This window comes from Shimazuella sp. NTD248 (assembly GCF_059510395.1).
Genome location: NZ_JCAJZT010000004.1, coordinates 45170 through 63051, shown reverse-complemented (window position 1 = coordinate 63051; position 17882 = coordinate 45170). Strand labels below are relative to the sequence as shown.

General features: G+C 39.0%; 19 protein-coding genes. 3 read left to right on the top strand and 16 right to left on the bottom strand.

Features of this window, described 5'->3' with window-relative positions; all coding sequences use genetic code 11:
• Positions 1-9: 9 nt before the first annotated feature.
• The 4 genes from rpsF to AC5WOE_RS09920 all read right to left on the bottom strand — a co-directional run bounded on the left by rpsF (position 10) and on the right by AC5WOE_RS09920 (position 2715).
• Complete coding sequence (gene rpsF, locus AC5WOE_RS09935; RefSeq protein ID WP_496050038.1) at positions 10-300, bottom strand: 30S ribosomal protein S6; 291 nt, start codon at positions 298-300, stop codon at positions 10-12.
• 413 nt (positions 301-713) lie between these two features.
• Complete coding sequence (locus tag AC5WOE_RS09930) at positions 714-1241, bottom strand: hypothetical protein (RefSeq protein ID WP_496052522.1); 528 nt, start codon at positions 1239-1241, stop codon at positions 714-716.
• Positions 1242-1367: 126 nt separating this feature from the next.
• Positions 1368-2468: a redox-regulated ATPase YchF gene (gene ychF, locus AC5WOE_RS09925; RefSeq protein WP_496050036.1), complete on the bottom strand. Its 1101-nt coding sequence runs from the start codon at positions 2466-2468 to the stop codon at positions 1368-1370.
• A gap of 31 nt (positions 2469-2499) precedes the next feature.
• Complete coding sequence (locus AC5WOE_RS09920) at positions 2500-2715, bottom strand: DUF951 domain-containing protein (protein WP_496050035.1); 216 nt, start codon at positions 2713-2715, stop codon at positions 2500-2502.
• Positions 2716-2871: 156 nt separating this feature from the next.
• On the opposite strand from AC5WOE_RS09920, the gene yyaC reads away from it, so the two are divergent.
• The gene (gene yyaC / locus AC5WOE_RS09915; protein ID WP_496052521.1) at positions 2872-3444 is read left to right on the top strand and encodes a spore protease YyaC; all 573 of its coding nucleotides are present in this window, start codon (positions 2872-2874) and stop codon (positions 3442-3444) included.
• A 49-nt stretch (positions 3445-3493) separates the two neighbouring features.
• On the opposite strand, the gene AC5WOE_RS09910 is transcribed toward yyaC, so the two are convergent.
• The 3 genes from AC5WOE_RS09910 to noc form a co-directional block, all read right to left on the bottom strand.
• Positions 3494-4351 carry a ParB/RepB/Spo0J family partition protein gene (locus AC5WOE_RS09910; RefSeq protein WP_496050033.1) on the bottom strand — a complete coding sequence of 286 codons (858 nt, stop codon included), beginning with the start codon at positions 4349-4351 and terminating at the stop codon, positions 3494-3496.
• Positions 4344-5105, bottom strand: coding sequence for a ParA family protein (locus AC5WOE_RS09905; RefSeq protein ID WP_496050032.1), 762 nt, complete (start codon positions 5103-5105; stop codon positions 4344-4346). The genes AC5WOE_RS09910 and AC5WOE_RS09905 overlap by 8 nt, the downstream gene beginning before the upstream one ends.
• Positions 5106-5168: 63 nt before the next feature.
• Positions 5169-5993 (bottom strand): nucleoid occlusion protein, encoded by an 825-nt coding sequence (noc, locus tag AC5WOE_RS09900; RefSeq protein ID WP_496050031.1) that lies wholly within the window; start codon positions 5991-5993, stop codon positions 5169-5171.
• A gap of 361 nt (positions 5994-6354) precedes the next feature.
• On the opposite strand from noc, the gene AC5WOE_RS09895 reads away from it, so the two are divergent.
• Positions 6355-7554 carry a ParM/StbA family protein gene (locus AC5WOE_RS09895; RefSeq protein ID WP_496050030.1) on the top strand — a complete coding sequence of 400 codons (1200 nt, stop codon included), beginning with the start codon at positions 6355-6357 and terminating at the stop codon, positions 7552-7554.
• A gap of 185 nt (positions 7555-7739) precedes the next feature.
• Positions 7740-9518: a hypothetical protein gene (locus AC5WOE_RS09890; RefSeq protein ID WP_496052520.1), complete on the top strand. Its 1779-nt coding sequence runs from the start codon at positions 7740-7742 to the stop codon at positions 9516-9518.
• Positions 9519-9613: 95 nt separating this feature from the next.
• On the opposite strand, the gene rsmG is transcribed toward AC5WOE_RS09890, so the two are convergent.
• The 9 genes from rsmG to AC5WOE_RS09845 form a co-directional block, all read right to left on the bottom strand.
• Positions 9614-10324, bottom strand: a complete 711-nt coding sequence (rsmG, locus tag AC5WOE_RS09885) for a 16S rRNA (guanine(527)-N(7))-methyltransferase RsmG (RefSeq protein ID WP_496050028.1) — start codon at positions 10322-10324, stop codon at positions 9614-9616.
• A complete protein-coding gene (gene mnmG, locus AC5WOE_RS09880; RefSeq protein ID WP_496050027.1) occupies positions 10321-12198 on the bottom strand; it encodes a tRNA uridine-5-carboxymethylaminomethyl(34) synthesis enzyme MnmG in 1878 nt (625 codons plus the stop codon). Before mnmG ends, rsmG begins: the two co-directional genes overlap by 4 nt.
• A 48-nt stretch (positions 12199-12246) precedes the next feature.
• On the bottom strand, positions 12247-13623 hold the full coding sequence (gene mnmE / locus AC5WOE_RS09875; protein WP_496050026.1) for a tRNA uridine-5-carboxymethylaminomethyl(34) synthesis GTPase MnmE: 1377 nt from the start codon (positions 13621-13623) through the stop codon (positions 12247-12249).
• Between the two features lie 85 nt (positions 13624-13708).
• On the bottom strand, positions 13709-14464 hold the full coding sequence (locus AC5WOE_RS09870) for a YidC/Oxa1 family membrane protein insertase (protein ID WP_496050025.1): 756 nt from the start codon (positions 14462-14464) through the stop codon (positions 13709-13711).
• Between the two features lie 36 nt (positions 14465-14500).
• Complete coding sequence (gene yidD / locus AC5WOE_RS09865) at positions 14501-14710, bottom strand: membrane protein insertion efficiency factor YidD (RefSeq protein WP_240875221.1); 210 nt, start codon at positions 14708-14710, stop codon at positions 14501-14503.
• A complete protein-coding gene (gene rnpA, locus AC5WOE_RS09860) occupies positions 14707-15081 on the bottom strand; it encodes a ribonuclease P protein component (protein ID WP_496050024.1) in 375 nt (124 codons plus the stop codon). Before rnpA ends, yidD begins: the two co-directional genes overlap by 4 nt.
• Positions 15082-15157: 76 nt before the next feature.
• The gene (rpmH, locus tag AC5WOE_RS09855) at positions 15158-15292 is read right to left on the bottom strand and encodes a 50S ribosomal protein L34 (protein ID WP_028778273.1); all 135 of its coding nucleotides are present in this window, start codon (positions 15290-15292) and stop codon (positions 15158-15160) included.
• Between the two features lie 225 nt (positions 15293-15517).
• Entirely contained in the window at positions 15518-16099 is a 582-nt protein-coding gene (locus AC5WOE_RS09850) for a DUF4269 domain-containing protein (RefSeq protein WP_496052519.1), read from the bottom strand.
• Positions 16100-16736: 637 nt separating this feature from the next.
• Positions 16737-17279, bottom strand: a complete 543-nt coding sequence (locus AC5WOE_RS09845) for an NUDIX domain-containing protein (protein ID WP_496052518.1) — start codon at positions 17277-17279, stop codon at positions 16737-16739.
• Positions 17280-17882 lie beyond the last annotated feature (603 nt).

The following is a 17882-nucleotide window of genomic DNA, read 5'->3' as shown; positions in this document are numbered from 1 at the left end:
TCACATTCTCTATTTTTGATCCAAATTAATGGTCAGATATCTCATTACACTGTCATTGATGTTCAATACACGTTCAACTTCTTGCACTGCATCAGCGTTTGATTGGAACGTCGTAACGGTATAGAAACCTTCACGATGGTTATCAATCAAATAAGCTAAACGACGTTTTCCCATATCTTTCACTTCATCTACCTGTCCACCCATATCGTTTACAATGGATTGTACTCGTTCACGGGTAGAGGTAAGAGCAGCTTCGTCCACATCTGGACGTACGATAAACATCAGCTCATACTTTGACATAATTACACCTCCCTTTGGACTAACGGCCCTATGAAGACATAGAGCAAGGAGTGAGCTATACTCACACAATAACCTATTCTAGCAAATGACTCTAGTAAAAGCAAGGAAGGTTATCCTTTTAAATGGATCAGCTTTACGCCGATCGTATGTTCTACACTACACAAGTAAAAGGAATAATGCAACCCTTTTTTCATAAGAGTTTGTTAACGATTAGAACGAGCTGTTATCATTTGTCTCCTCAATCACCAAAGATTTCACGCATTTTCGTATACTGTCATAATTAGATCATTCATCACTCATCGAGTTGTTTCATCTTTTTGAGCTATCATCTGCTTTAGAGCTAGGCGAATTTGTTAAACGCAGCGGCGCCCGGCGCATGGAATGCAACAATTCCATGCGCCGGGCGCTGCTCATCAGATGTTGAGGGAATTTCCTTCTCCGGAATCGATGAGCTTGTTGAGAGTGTCCCTGAACCTCCGGATGCCCTCCTCAAGGTGCCTCCGGGCATTGATCAGGTTGGACTTAGAGAGCTGATCCGTTGTGTTCAGGAGTTGCTTGATCTCCGTCACCTCGGTCAGTTCCTCGGGACGAACGCTCTGGTGAAGGGTGTTGATCACCATCCGCACCATTTCGATGATGACACGTTCGGCCGCTGTCAGCACCCACACCTCATGAGTGATGAACGATTGGAGGGTCTCCTCGAACTTCTTGATACCTTCCCTGAGGTGCTCCCGAGCTACGTTCAGGTTGCCCTTGGAAACTTGCTGCTTCGCTCGGGTGTGGTTGAGGAGTGTGTCCTGAAATGTGTCGGGTACCTCCTCCAGCTCTCCCATCATGACGAGGCGGCCGAGGAACAGCCCCATGCCATCGATGATGATGTACTCGGCCTCGCTCAGCTTCACCGGCTCGCCGGTCTTGGAGTCGCTGGTTTCCTGAGACATACTGTCCCTCTTTTTCTGTTTGGGAGTCCAAAAATTCCTCGGACTCAAACCTACTTTGTAAATCTATTTTATTGCAAAAAAAAGCAAGAAACAATCTAGGATTGTTTCTTGCTAACAGATTCAATATTAAACATTAAAACGGAAAGTAATAATATCTCCATCCTGTACAACGTATTCCTTGCCTTCCAAACGCATCAAACCTTTTTCTTTAGCCCCAACAAAACCGCCAGAGGAAATCAATGCTTCATAGCCTACGATTTCCGCACGAATAAACCCACGTTCAAAATCAGTATGAATAACTGCACCTGCCTGTGGAGCTTTCGTTCCTTTTCGGATCGTCCATGCTCTTACTTCTTTTTCTCCTGCGGTAAAGAACGTATACAGTCCAAGTAAACGATATGCTGCATGGATCAAGCGATCTAAACCGGATGACTCTAGTCCAAGTTCTTCGATGAACATCTCTCTTTCTTCCCCATCAAGTTCCGCAATCTCAGCTTCTACTTGTGCACTGATCGTTACTACACCGGCACCTTCTGCCTCAGCGATTTCCCGCACACGCTGAACATATGGATTATCATCCGCATTTGCTACTTCATCTTCGCTAACATTCGCAACATATAGGACATCTTTCATGGTTAACAGGTTGTACGTTTTTAGTTGTTCCAATTCATCTTTAGCAGCATCGGTCATTCTCGCTGGCTTCTCTTCTTGCAGAGTCGTCAAAACCTTTTGTAGCAATGCTTGTTCTTGAACTGCTGCTTTTTCCCCTGTTTTCGCTTGGCGAGCAACTCTGTCTAGCCGTTTCTCCACTGTCTCCATATCTGCCAATATCAATTCTAATTGGATCGTAGCCATATCACTGGGAGGATCGACTTTCCCAGATACGTGAGTGATATTGTCGTCTTCAAAACATCGCACTACATGTAAAATCGCATCTACTTCACGAATGTGTGATAAAAACTTATTCCCTAAACCTTCTCCTTGGCTGGCACCCTTTACCAAACCTGCAATATCGACAAATTGACAAGCAGTTGGCACTACTTTTTGAGGATTGATCAGTTCTGCTAACCTTCTCAACCTTTCATCTGGTACATCAACTACTCCTACATTGGGTTCAATCGTACAAAAAGGATAGTTTGCTGATTCTGCGCCAGCTCTTGTAATTGCGTTAAATAAAGTGGATTTGCCTACATTCGGTAATCCCACAATTCCTGTTGTCAATGCCACTGCCTTTTCCCCTTTACGATATATCTCAAAATTACTTTGCTTGATCTCCATCTTTTTCTGCTGGGATCAACACTTTTTTTAAGCGTTGTTCAAATCGATTTCTTGGAAGCAGGACACTATGATCACATCCTGTACACTTCATCCGAATATCCATGCCCATTCGAATTATTTTCCATGCATTTGTCCCGCATGGATGTCCTTTTTTCATTTGGACAATATCGCCTAAGCCAAACTCTTTTCGTTGCACTATTTATCACCTACTAATAGTGGTATTAACCTATCAACGGCAGGAGTTTTTCTCCTTAACTCTCCAAATCTAGTAATTCAAATGATAGGATACGTATAAATTACCAGCTTCTTCCGTATACTGTTAAAGAGCTTGAGAGTAATGGAGGGAGTTACCTTGAACCAAACAATTTCCTATAGCATTCCCCATACTGAACCTTCTGCAACCCTAGATGTTACCCAGTCCATTGCATCTATTTTAGATACTTTTTCTTATCAAAAGATTGTATGTGTCTGTATTGGAACAGACCGCTCTACAGGTGATTCCCTTGGTCCGCTTGTTGGTACTTTTCTCTCCAAACAGGAATCTGATCACATCATTGTGCTTGGAACACTAGATGATCCAGTTCATGCTTTAAATTTACCAGAAAAATTGACTTACCTTCAACGTCTCTATCCTGATGCTTTAGTCATTGCAATAGATGCCTGCCTAGGTAAATTAAATAGTGTTGGTTCGATCCAAATAGGAGTAGGCCCAATTAAACCTGGAGCAGGTGTAAATAAACAATTACCTGAAGTTGGACAAATTCATGTAACGGGTATCGTCAACGTCGCTGGATTTATGGAATATATGGTACTACAAAACACACGTTTAAGCACAGTAATGCGAATGGCTCAGATTATCTCTGATTCCATCTTAAATGCGATTAGCATGCAATCTGCCCGAGATGTATGGACCCATGAAGTCTAACATGTTCGAACAAAAAAATAGAGGGAGAGCTCCCTCCCTTTGCTTCCAATTATTGAATCATATGATCTTGTTGGATCAGTTCAATAAGTCGTTCTAATTCTCTATCGGAAAAATATTCGATTTCTATTTTCCCTTTTTTCCGCCCAGGTTTGATCTTCACAGGCGTGGAAAATACTTGTTGTAACATATCTTCATACCGTTTTATAGTAGGTTCCACTCTTTTTGGAGCCTCTTTTGTTTTTTGTGGTTTCTCGTGATGGACTCGTTGAATCCATTCCTCTAATTGACGAACGCTGGCTCTTTCTTTGATGGCTTTTGTTGCTAATTGTATTTGCAACTGCTCTTCTTTTACTCCTAAAATCGCCCGAGCATGTCCCATTGATAATGTTCCACGTGAAACATCAGATTGAATTTCCATTGGTAATTGCAAGAGACGAAGGAAATTGGTAACATGTGGTCTGCTCTTTCCTACACGACCCGCTAATTCTTCTTGTGTCAAGGTTAAACGATCCATCAATTTCTGGTATGCCGTAGCAATTTCCATCGGATTAAGATCTTCTCGTTGCAAATTTTCTACTAAAGCAATCTCCATCATCTGCTCATCTGTAAATTCTCGTATGACAATAGGGACTTTCTCTAACTCTGCTAATTTTGCAGCTCGAAGTCGCCTTTCACCTGCGATTACTTCATAACCGCGAATACTTTTTCGAACAATAAGCGGCTGAACTACTCCATGTTGTTTGATCGATTCAGATAATTCCTGAATTCCTTGATCATCGAAATTTTTGCGTGGCTGATACGGGTTAGGACGAAGTTCTTCTACATTTGCCTCGCTGATCACATCTTCATTCTCAACATCTACCTTTGTAAACAGTGCATCCAAACCTCTACCTAGGCCTTTAGCCATTCGCAACTACCTCCTTGGCTAAACTCACATAACACTCTGCACCACGCGACTTTGGATCATATGCAAGAATAGGTACACCATGACTCGGGGCCTCACTTAATCGAACATTTCTTGGAATCACAGTTTGATATACTTTGCTTTGGAAGTACTTTTTTACTTCCTCCATTACTTGCATCGACAAATTGGTCCGCCCATCAAACATGGTAAGTAAAACACCTTCTACTTCCAAACGTTTATTTAAATGCTTTTGGACAATACGAATGGTATTTAATAGCTGTCCTAAACCTTCTAGTGCATAAAATTCACATTGAATCGGGATCAGAACAGATTCTACAGCTGTTAATGCATTCAAAGTAATAATTCCTAGTGAAGGAGGACAATCAATAAAAATATAATCAAATTGATCTTTTATCTGTTGAATGGCCCACTTTAATCTAAGTTCTCGTGATATAGCTTGGCTTAACTCAATTTCAGCACCAGCTAACTGAATGGTCGCTGGCAATAACCACAATCGATCTACACTAGTGGAAATTATCACTTCAGCAGGATTTTTTTCATTCATCAATACATCATACACACATTCTTCCACATCCGCTTTATTTATGCCTAATCCGCTTGTTGTATTTCCTTGGGGATCTATATCTATCAATAAAACTTTCTTTTTCATAGCTGCTACACTAGCTGCTAAATTGATTGATGTCGTCGTTTTTCCGACGCCCCCCTTTTGATTTGCAATTGCAATTACTCTTCCCACGGTGTCACCTACTCACTTTTTAACATTTTTCTCTATTATTCTATAGGAAAATCGTTTTACCTATCAATCCCTTGTAGCTTTTGGAATACGAATTTTTAGTTCATAAAACTGATCAGACTCTTCTTCAGAAGCAATGACATCCATTCCTGTCTGCTTAATCATATCCAAAGATTGGCGGATTGTATTGACAGCTAAACGAAAATCCCGTGAATATGGTTTAGCTGTTCTCTTTGCAGTTTCTTTTGTTTCCAATAATTTTTTAACTCTTTCTTCTGTCTGTTTTACATTAAGCTCTTTCTCGATTATTTCAAGTAAACATTTGTGCTGTTTTTCCTCATCTTTTAAGGCTAAAAGAGCACGCGCATGCCTTTCTGTAATCGATCGATCTAACAATGCTTCTTGCACAAATGGCGGCAGCTGTAATAACCTTAGTTTATTCGCAATCGTGGATTGGCTTTTCCCAAGCCTTTGGGCTAATCCTTCTTGTGTCAAATGATGCACTTCTAATAACTGTTCTAAAGCTTTTGCTTCTTCTATTGAGGTTAGGCCTTCTCGCTGTAAATTTTCAATCAGTGCAGCAGAAGCTGCTTGAGAATCACTGAGTTCTCGAATAATGGCTGGAATAGTAGGGAAATTCAACTTCTTAACTGCTCTTAACCTTCGCTCCCCTGCTATTAATTCATAATGTTTGCCTCTTTGGCGAACTACTACAGGCTGGATAACTCCGTGGATCCGGATGGTCTGACACAATTCTTCTAGTCGATCATCTAAGAAAATTGCTCGTGGTTGATAAGGACTTGGTTTGATGAGGCTCACAGGAATTTGTTTTACTTCCTCAATTTGTTGTTTCTCTGCTAAGCCAAATAACCGACTAAACGGTTCTTTCATACCTTTCCACCGCCTGTTCATCGTATTATGTAAGCAGAATCCGTGTAATTCTTCTTATCCTGTCTCTAAAATTTTCAATCCTAACGATGTATACACAAAAATCTGCTCTTATTCTTTATAGTTTCGCTATACTTTCGTTACTACCTGCTAAAAAAGTCAAAAATTGGTTGTTCCACGTGAAACATTTTAGCCTCCCCTACTTATTACCTATAAACATATTTGCATTTAACAAGAATTAGATTGTCCTTTTATCAGTCATTGCTTTCGATGAGAAAGTCCTTGATCCTATTACTTGTAATTGGTAGAATCGTTGAGAGGGAAGATAGAAAACTACGTGATTGACTTAGGGGGAAACCAAATAATGAGTACACCAGTCTACATAGGTAACGACCAAGGTTACTACGGTACAAAGGTAGTAAGCCGTGCTAATGGTAAATTCTATAAAATGTTTATCCGCAATATGGTTGTTCCAAACCGTGTAGGTGAAATCACTTACAACAATGATCCACATAACATTATGTATCGAGAAGCAGATGGAGATCGGGAATGGTTTTGCGGAAAATTAGCAGTAGAACAATCTGGTGACGATGAATTATTTGATTCACACAAACGTCGTTTGTTTAGCCCAACCTGGTTCCGTGAACAAGAATATCTCATTATGTTCCGTGTAAGTACAGGTTTGATGCTACAGGGGAACAATGAGCCAGTAGTATCAGTAGCTCTGCCAACAGATAGTTACATCGATTACAAAGACGAACTGAAAAGGCGTCTAATTGGTAAACATACTTTCGAGGTAAAACAAGGAAACCTCCCTTATCGTAAAATTGAATTTGAAATTAAAAAAGAAAACTTATTTGTTATCAGCCAACCAATGGCTACTCTGTTCCACATCGCATTAGACCGGGATGGAAAGCTGTTAAATGAAGATCTATTTATCCAAAAAGTGAGTATTAATGATCTAGGATTTGGTACTTCTGATATTGAAACACTCCATGGGGAAACCATCATTAAACGCCAGAGTTTTACCTCTCGTCATGCTATGCTTAATGTGTATAATTTACTTTCTAAAAGATTATTGGATTTTACTCGCAATGCAGATGCCGAAAACAACGGTAAAGAATATCCTATTTGGAGTTTACCTCGAATTGTGAATTCTGGTGAAATTAGCTTTAAAGGAAAAACTCATGATGTAAGCGCCATTGTCCAAGAATGTGTTCGTGAAGTAGGTTCTAACCTAGTAGAAGAAGTTTGGCAACGTCTAGACTTTGGTGATGATATTACCTATATTATCTTGACTGGTGGAGCATCCATTCCATTTAAACCATTCTATCGGGAACGCTTTGGTGATAAACTCATATTTGCTGAAGATTATGGGATCGAAGCTCAGTTTGCAAACGGATTCGGACTGTGCAAATTCTCTCAATCCAAATCCAAAGCAGTACCTGTCAAAGACCTGCTTGAAGCTGCTGCAACTATACAGCAAGAATTCACTGTCCCAGATGCACTTAGTGAAGCAATGAATAAGAAACAACAACATCAACCACAAAAAATGAAAAAATAGAGAAGTAGAATAGATACAACTTCTATCCTTTGAATCCCCCAATATTTTGGGGGATTCTGCTGTATTTTTAATGAAACAGGCACGAACCAAACGAAATTGGAACTAGCCTTATGCCGAAAAAAAAGAGATAATAGGATGGAAGAAATGGGCGATCTATTTATAGCTAAAAAAGGAGGGATTACGAGATGAATATACATGATCATGAATTTGACACTGTTGTATTGGGATTTGATGATGAATCAAAGGAGACGGTAGAGGCTCTAGAACAAGAAGGCAAGCGAGTCCTTTACATACCTATAGATCCCCAAATGATGATAACTATGATGGCTCAGAAAAGAGTTCACACAACAGAATCAAATGAAACAATTACTCACCTACAGATTCAACAACATCAGATGCAAACTTCTTTTCAAAACACCACAACCTATCTTTTGCAACCGATCGTACAAATGTATGATCCTGAAGCAATCGAAGAGCAAATAAACGATCAAGTAGAAGAAGTCATAGAGATGGATTTACCTAATACACCGGAAGACAATACTGAAAATGAAGTTGTGCTCCAAGATGAGGCAGAAGCAGAAAAGGTTGCATTTACTTTTACTGATGATGATTCGGAAGAAACAAAAGAAAAAGTAGAGGAACCAATAAAAATTTCATCTCCAACATCTGAAGAATTAGAAGAAGAGTTAGAAGAAGATCACGATATATCAGAGGAAGATAGAACATTCTCATTCCCAATCATCACTCCCTTAGCCAAAGAGAGTTCCCTTATTGATAATCGTATGTTAGGAATCCGTCGTAACAAATTTCCAGGGCTTCAGCGGAACGAAAAAAATAGTTTATCAAGCTCTATGATCTCTTCCTATCATCTGTTTAATCCAATCCGAATAGAGGAAGAAGAACAAGTAGAAGAAAAACAGGAAAACCAAAATGAGCTGGAAATAAATCTGGAAGAACAAACAAACGATAATATTGAAATAGAATCCGAACCATATATCATTCCCAAACCAAACTTTTTCGATGACAAAAACAATTTCATTTTTCATGGTCCACCGCCTATCAACAAGACTGCAAATCTAGAAGGAGAAAACATAGAACTATCTAAAACAAATTCATCTGATGTCCGCATAGATCAAGATGAACAATACGAACAAGAAACAGAAGAACAACCTGTAATGAAACAAAATAAGTTACCTGATATGGATGAACTTATTTTGCAATCTCATATAGAAGAATCTGAAATAGAAGAATCAAACTCTATTCTTGAAGAAAATACAGAGGAAAAAGAAGAAGTAATAATAGAAGCAGCTGAAATCCAATCAGTAGATGAAAATGAGGTTTTTACTGAAGACGAGACTAACTCTCATACTCTTGTCTTAAATCGAGATATACGGTTAAGAAAAAAATTTTCTTTCCACAATTTGCACCAAGAAACAACATCTAATTCAACTGTTAACCCAACCAATCAAGAAAAAATAACAAATGACCAAACTGATGAAGAGCAAACAAAAAAACCTGATGTATTTCCATTGGAACCATTTTCTTCTCGCCGTAGAAATAAAAAGAGTCGACTTTTTTCATCACTAGAAGCTGCCATTCCAAATCCAATTGTACAACCTAGTTCAACATCTCAACCTGAAAATTCATTTTCGTCGCTTGTACAAGAGTCTCTCATACAACCTGATATAGAAGACGAATCAATCAAAGCAACCAAACCTGATCCTTCAGCTAAAGCTATCCCTTCTGAGGAAGAAGAGACAAAATCCGATACGATAGAAACAACCTCAGACAATCTCAAAATCGATAATATCGAATTCGAAGAACCATATGGTTATAATAGCTTTGAAGACTTTTTCCCGTCTTTTTCTAATAGTAATGATCGAAAAAGACAAGAGATGGATAAAATCGAAAAACGCAAGATCGCCCTTCGCGGTCTTCATAACTTAATTAATAATTTAGGATAAACATTCTTCTCCCCCTCCATGGGGGATTTTTAATTTCCTATTATCCTAATGATCACCATCCTCTAACTAAAAAACTTGACCTCAACACTTTGAGATCAAGTTTTGTTTCCTCCAAGAGGGGATTTTTTTATCATCCCAGCATTTCTGGGATATTTTTTGGGTGTAGATTGCCTTTTTCTCATTAGTACTAATTTCCTCTCCCCCATTTCCTCAGGGAGTGTTAAAGGATGAATCGCTTGTGACACTTTTCCTAACAAGGTAAGAGCTTGCTCTGCATTCGCTACTTCCTGCTCTGCCTCTCCTGCTTTCATTGCTACAAAAGTCCCGCCAACACTTGTAAAAGGTAAACAATACTCCGCTAAAATATTTAATCCTGCCACTGCTCGGGAAGTTACTATATCATATTGTTCCCTATAGCGATGATCTTTTGCTATATCTTCTGCTCTACCATGAATATATTCTACTTTATCCAAACCTAATGCTTCTCCAACTTCCTGTAAAAAGAAAATACGTTTTTGCAACGAATCCAGAAGCGTCAGATGTAAATGCGGAAATGCAATTTTAAGTGGGATTCCCGGAAAACCAGCTCCTGTACCAACATCCATAATGGTATTGACTTCATGAAAGTTTATTACCTGGGAAATAGTCAAGGAATCAAAAAAATGTTTTATCTCTACTTCTTGTCTGTCTGTAATAGCAGTAAGATTCATTACTTTATTTTTTTCTACCAGCAAACGATAGTAGGTTTCAAACTGCTTCAATTGTGAATCATTTAACTCAAAAGCATTTTGCAAGTAGCTCGTCATGCCGTTCTCCCGCCCTGTTCAATATAAATCATCAGAATGGAGATATCAGCTGGATTTACCCCAGAAATACGAGAGGCTTGTCCCAATGACACTGGTTGAACTTGCTGTAGTTTTTCACGAGATTCAGAGGACAGACCAGAAACTTTGGTGTAATCCACCCAATGTGGAATACGTTTCTCTTCCATTCGTTTCATCTTTTCTACCTGCTGCAATGATTTTTGAATGTAACCTTCATATTTCAGCTGTATCTCTACTTGCTCCATGACTTCTGAACTCAGTTCTTCTGATGATGGAGACAGTTTCATAATATCTTGATAAGAGAGCTCTGGACGCTTGATGAGATTTGCTAACTCCATTACATTGTTTATTTCTGATGTTCCTAACATTGCTAACTTCGTTTGCACCTCTGCATTTGGAGTCAACTTTGTTTTGCGTAATCTAGCAATTTCCTTTTCAATAGCATCCCGTTTCGCGACAAATCGCCCATAACGCTCCTCTTTAATCAGACCAATTTCATACCCTTTATCTGTTAGGCGTAGGTCTGCATTATCATGTCGAAGCAATAAACGATATTCAGCTCTAGAAGTTAACAAACGGTAAGGTTCGTTGGTTCCTTTTGTCACAAGATCATCAATCAACACACCAATATAGGCTTCCGAGCGGTCTAAAATGACTGGCTCTTTGCCCTGTACCTTTCTTGCAGCATTAATTCCAGCCATAATACCTTGTGCTGCTGCTTCTTCATAGCCAGATGTACCATTGATTTGTCCCGCAGTAAATAATCCCGGAACTAGTTTCGTCTCTAAGTTTGGCCACAACTGAGTTGGTATGATTGCGTCATATTCAATCGCATAACCAGTACGGACCATTTCTGCCTTTTCTAATCCATCAATCGTACGCAAAATATCTTGTTGTACATCTTCTGGTAAGCTAGTAGATAAACCTTGGACATACATTTCCAGTGTTTCTCTACCTTCTGGTTCAATAAAAATCTGATGGCGACTTTTATCTGCAAATCGGACGATTTTATCTTCAATCGATGGGCAGTAACGTGGACCTCTACCTTCTATTTTTCCAGAATACATAGGAGCTCGATGTAAGTTGTCTTGAATAAATTGATGTGTTTTTTCATTTGTATACGTCAACCAACATGGTAACTGATCTGTGATATATTCTGTTGTTTCGAAGGAAAAAGCCCTCGGTTCTTCGTCTCCTGGTTGAATTTCCATTTTACTCGTGTCAATCGTCCGACTATTGATACGTGGAGGAGTTCCTGTTTTAAACCGTACCATATCAAATCCCAGTTCTTGCAAATGAAGTGCCAAATTGACCGACGGTTGTTGGTTATTGGGTCCACTTTCATATTGGAGATCGCCAATAATAATTTTCCCACGTAGATATGTTCCAGTTGTCAACACCACTGTTTCAGCATGATACTCTGCTCCAGTACGGGTGATAACTCCTTTACATACACCATCTTGGATAAGTAGCTTCTCTACCATGTTTTGATGCAGAGTAAGATTTGGCTCTTCTTCTAATACTTTCTTCATTTCTCTTTGATAGAGAACTTTATCTGCTTGCGCACGGAGTGCATACACGGCCGGCCCTTTCCCAGTGTTTAACATACGCATTTGAATATGGGTTTTATCAATATTTTTACCCATTTCCCCACCAAGTGCATCCAGTTCACGTACCACATGTCCCTTTGCTGGCCCTCCGATAGACGGGTTACAAGGCATATAAGCAATCGTATCCAAACTTAAGGTAAGGAGTAGCGTTTGGCAACCCATTCGGGCAGCTGCTAATGCTGCTTCACAACCTGCATGACCAGCCCCGATCACAATAACATCGTAAGTACTCGCATGATAACTCACTTTTTACACCTCTCACTTTTCATTTTCTAATGTTCCTTTTCATCTGTCCTATTTTCCGAGGCAAAACTGGGAGAAGATCTGATCGATTAAATCTTCCGCAACCGCTTCGCCGATGACTTCACCCAGTGCTTGCCAAGCATTTTTCATATCGATTTCGGCCATATCGAGTGGTATACCAAGTTCTACCCCATTCATCACTTCCATTATGCTTGCTTTTGCTTGTTCTAATAGCCTAATATGTCTCGCGTTACTGACATAAGTTTGGTCATTCATATCTACTTGACCTGAAAAAAACATCGTTTTGATCGTTTCTTCTAACTGAGTTAAACCTTGTTCTGCTTTGACAGATAATGAAATCATAGGACGATTGCCAATATGTTTCTTTATTTCTTCGTAATCAATCTGTTTAGGTAGATCTGTTTTATTGATAATAAGAATAGTAGGATAAGTTTTACTTTTTTCGATCAGCCGTATATCTTCCTTTTGCAATGCTTCCGAATGATTTAGCATGAGCAAAACCAAATCTGCATTTTGTAATGCCTCTTCAGAGCGTTTTACTCCGATTTGCTCTACTATGTCTTCTGTCTCCCTAATCCCAGCTGTATCCAATAATTTTAAAGGAATCCCACGTACATTGACATATTCTTCTATGACATCCCGTGTAGTACCAGGGATATCCGTCACTATAGCCTTATTCTCTTGGGTTAATGCGTTCATCAGAGAAGATTTTCCTACATTTGGACGGCCAATAATCGCTGTAGCAATGCCTTCGCGTAAGATTTTTCCTTGTTTTGCTGTTATTAATAACTTATTGATATCCTTTTTAATGGACATACAACGATCTACAACATACTGACTTGTCAACACATCTGCATCATATTCTGGATAATCGACATTTACGGCTAAGTGGGCCAGAGTTTCCACAATTTCACTTCGCAAGGCTCGAATATGATGAGATAATTTTCCTTCCGACTGGCGAATTGCTACCTTAGCTGCTTTATCCGTCTTGGCACGAATTAGATCAATCACAGCTTCCGCTTGAGATAGATCAATACGCCCATTTAAAAATGCACGCTTCGTAAATTCCCCAGGTTCAGCTAAGCGAACACCTGTGGACAATAAAAGGCCTAATGTTTGCTCCACTGCAACCAAACCGCCATGGCAGCTAATTTCCACTACATTTTCCCTTGTAAATGTCCGTGGAGCCAACATAACTGTCACCAGTACTTCATCAATCTTCTCTTTTGTAGAAGGGTCGATAATATGCCCATAATGTACAGTATGAGTTGCTTCTGTACTCAGTTTGTTTTTTCCTTGATATATATGATCAACAAGAGTAACTGCATCTGTTCCACTAACGCGAATGATGGCAATGCTACTCTCACCCATTGCTGTTGCAATAGCTGCAATTGTATCGTTTTCCACAACATCCACCTCTTCATCTAATAACTTATCTTAGCACAAATGCAAGAAAAAAAACCCCCGCAAAGGGAGTCAAAGGCATAAGCGATTATTTTGTCGCCCCAGCTGGTTTTTTTAGCAAAGGCTTGAGGATCAATTGATATTGTAAGATAGTAAAAACGTTACCATATACCCAGTACAAGGCCATCGCGGCAGGGAAACTAAATGCAAGTACAAAGATCATAACAGGGAATATCCAAACCATAATACGCATTTGCGGATTATCTCCAGTACCAGATGACACAAACTGAATGTATGTAGTTATGGCAGCTAGCAATGGTAATATGTGATACGGATCTGGTTGTCCTAACTGCAAGTAAAGAAAGGATGACTTTGCAATATTTGCATCTCGAACGATCGCTTGATAAAACGCAATCAGTACAGGCATTTGGATCAAAATTGGAAAGCAGCCTGCCATCGGGTTAATGCTGTGTTCTTGATATAATTTCATCGTTTCTTGCTGCATTTTTTGTGGGTCTTTTTTGTATTTTTCCCGGATTTTTAGCATCTGTGGTTGGATTTTCTGCATCTCTTGCATACTTTTTTGCTGACGATAAGTGAGAGGGAAAATAATCAATCTCACTAAGAAAGTAACAATTAGAATAGACCAACCATAGTTCCCCAATAGTTTGGCAAACCAGTCTAATAAGTGAGCCAGTGGAATAACAAAATATTTATCCCAGAAACCTGCATGACTTGGATCTAACTTCGCATAATGCGCTCCCGTTGGTGAACAACCACTCAATACGAGGACGGCAAAAAGGGCGATTAAGGCAAACAAAAAATACTTTCGCCGCTTACTCAACAATAATTCCTCCTTAAGGATAAAGCCAAATCTTTTCTAGGGGACATGATCAATCCCGCCAGGGTGAAAGGGATGGCATTTGCAAATTCTCTTCACTGTATAGTAACCACCGCGCCAAAATCCATGTCGCTCCAAAGCAGTTAATCCATATTGGGAACAAGTAGGGTAAAAACGACAACTGGGAGGCAAAAGCGGTGAAATAAATTTCCGATAAAAGTGGATAATAAGAATAGCTAGCTTTTTCAATTCTGCTCACTCCTCTTTTTCACTTTTGGCAGTTGAGTGAACACATTTGCTCGTTTCATTACATGACGAAGGCTAGATTCCATCTCTATATAGTCTAACCCTGCTACTGGATTACGGGCGATGAGGATAAGGTCCAGTTGTGGGTGAATCTGATTCATCCACTGCCTGACAACCTCTTTGACCAATCTCTTTATCCTGTTTCGCACGACGGCTTTTCCTACCTTGCGACTAATAGAGATACCCACTCGAGCTACTTCCCCGTCTGTCCGCTTGAAAGTGTATAACACAAATTGGCGATTGGCGACGGAAGTACCTCCACGAAAAACTTTGCGAAAATCGCTGCGTCTCTTTAAACGATATGCTCGTTGCAAGGTAGAACTCCTCCATTCTCCAGCGAGGAATTATTTATATCGAAAAAAAGACCACAGTTAGTGAGTGGTCCTAGAATTAAGCAGATAGCACTTTTCTTCCTTTACGACGACGTGCTGCTAACACTTTGCGTCCGTTTTTAGTTGCCATTCTCGCACGAAAACCGTGTACATTCTTGCGTCTACGGTTACTTGGTTGATAAGTTCTTTTCATTTATATTCACCTTGATATAATTCAAGGTTACCTCCCTTCTCTTCCCTTAGTAGTCGTATTTGCCGACAATCCTCCATATTATAGCTATCTTAAGGGCATAGTGTCAAGAAAATAGGAGATTGGTTATCGATTTCTAATCACAATCATATCGCTAATCAAATCCACTAGTAATTCCCCCTATAACCCTTCCATATCTAGCATAGAAGGAACAATACCAGCAATTGTTTATTTCAAGAATCTAGAAATGAGTTGCTCGTCACTTAGAAATTCAAGCTCTAATATTTCTTGATAAGCATCCCCTTTCAGATTTAACAACTTAGCAAAGGCATGTTCTGTTTTTAAACCCTGTTTTTTGTATCGAATCACATTATTTCTGAATGTAGAGCCCATCAGCTTCAATATTCTGTGTTCAATTACCATATGCCGATAACCGTTTTGATGAATGGTTGGTATATTTTGACCATAAAGTTCAAAATCGAATCTATCGTAACGAAATCTCGCTACCACATATTTTCTGGCATCTCTTTCTTTCTCCAATACGAAAAAGCATGGATACTCTCCAAATTCTTTCTGTAAGTAATCATTGAAACTCCCAAGTTCGTATACTTCACATAAAATGTCTAAATCGCTGCTTTCTATATCTATCTCAATTGGAATCGTTCCAGCTAAAATTGGATTGTATTTCTGTAGTCTATCCATGATACACAGCTTTTCTAATACTGCATATGCCTTTTTCTGTCGATCATTTCCATGTCTTAAATATGTAATATCCAAAAATTTTCTTTCTCTTTTATATTGTGAACGCATAAAACAACCCACCTTACAAAGGAATTTGGCGTTTCTGTTTTTGTGAAATGTCTTCACCAATCAGTCTCATATAAAAGCATACTATTCAACTTTCAAATTCTATACACCTCACAACATAAGCCTTTCCATGACTTATCCACTGCTTATCAACAACTTACTAACAGGTTATGAACAACTTTTCCACAGGTTATCCACAGAAAAAGAGAAAATCTTGGTACAACGCAAAAGGGAAAAGTCTTTTCAGATAAAAAAATTCCTATAAAATACCACTTGGATTTATTTTTATTGTTTTATGTATAGAAACACCATAATAAAATATATAATTCTATAACAAAAGGAATGTAAGGCTTTTCTTTTGTTATCCACCGCTTATCAACAACTTACTAACAAGTTACCAACAGGTTATCCACAAGTTATCCACAGATGAAAATTTTCTTCGATCCTTTTGTGGATTCCATGACAACCGTCCTATTACTTGATTTGAAAAATACAAAACCCATATCACCTAAAAGTAATATGGGTTCAAAGCTTCCTCTTCAGGTGACTTCTTAGTATCACCTTAATCAATCCATTTATAATGAAGTTGTTTCTTTTTCCAGCTGGGCAGTGAGTTGCTTCACTACCCAGTTGAGCTCCCTTAGTATGGGAACCCTCTTTCCCGCTCGACAATCGTCAACGCATGGTGGATTCCCTCCAGTGTAAACGAATCAAGCCCGCTGGAAGGCAGCTCCTCCTTGGAAATCCATGCAAAACCCGTATGATTCTTGGGGTTGGTTACTACTTGGATCTGTTCTTGGGTCAAAGGGATATAAACCACTACACCAATGAGATGATATACGATGAACTTAAACTTCCGAATTTTATGTTCGTTATCGGGAAGAATCCTGTAGCTCGTAACTTTATCCCATCCGATTTCGGTTTCCTCAAGCAATTCCCTAGCCACTGCTTCGATGGAAGTTTCAACCTTTCTCACACAACCACGGGGAACCTCTTTCTGAACATCACCTTGATCCTTATCAGATGCCTGAAGGATTACTGGATCTTTAGGAGATCGATCGAGAATGAGTGCTTTGCCATCACTGTTAATCAAGTATACTTGGACAACAGAAAGGGTCAAATGAATATCCCATTCCCATCGAATTAGCTTTTTGAGAAGATTGAGGATTCGGTAAATCCACACGATGTTTCCTTTCTTCTTGACGAACGGGACATATCTATTACTAGCTTAGCACAATAGGTAAGCTGAACAATTCATTTCTTCCTAAACATCATAGGAAAACATTTTGGTGTATTAATAAATCCTATCGCCCTAGTTATATAAGGATTTTTTTCAGTTATCCACTGATTATCAACAGCTTACTAACAGGTTATTAACAACTTTTCCACAAGTTATCCACAGGTTGATGGATTTTACGTCGATTTTGTGAAAATATCATGACCTGTGGACAACTATTTTTGAACTTTTCCACAACTTTTCCACTGATTATTCACAGAAAAACAGCCTGTGGATAAGTAGTTATCCACAGGCTGTGAGTAAGTGGATAACTAGACAAAAGTCCTTGTCATCTCTAGCCTATTTTGATATTCTTATTTTGTTTTCTCCGTGGATAAGTTTTTAACAAGACTTAGTTTTCCACAGACTGTGGATAAGTCAAGTTGTACATAACTTATACTTTTCATATAAAAGTTATCCACAGATTGTGGATAATGTGTATAACTCTGTGGAGTACTTGATCTTCATCTATTTTTTTTGTGGATAACAATTGATAACTAGAAAGAAAGG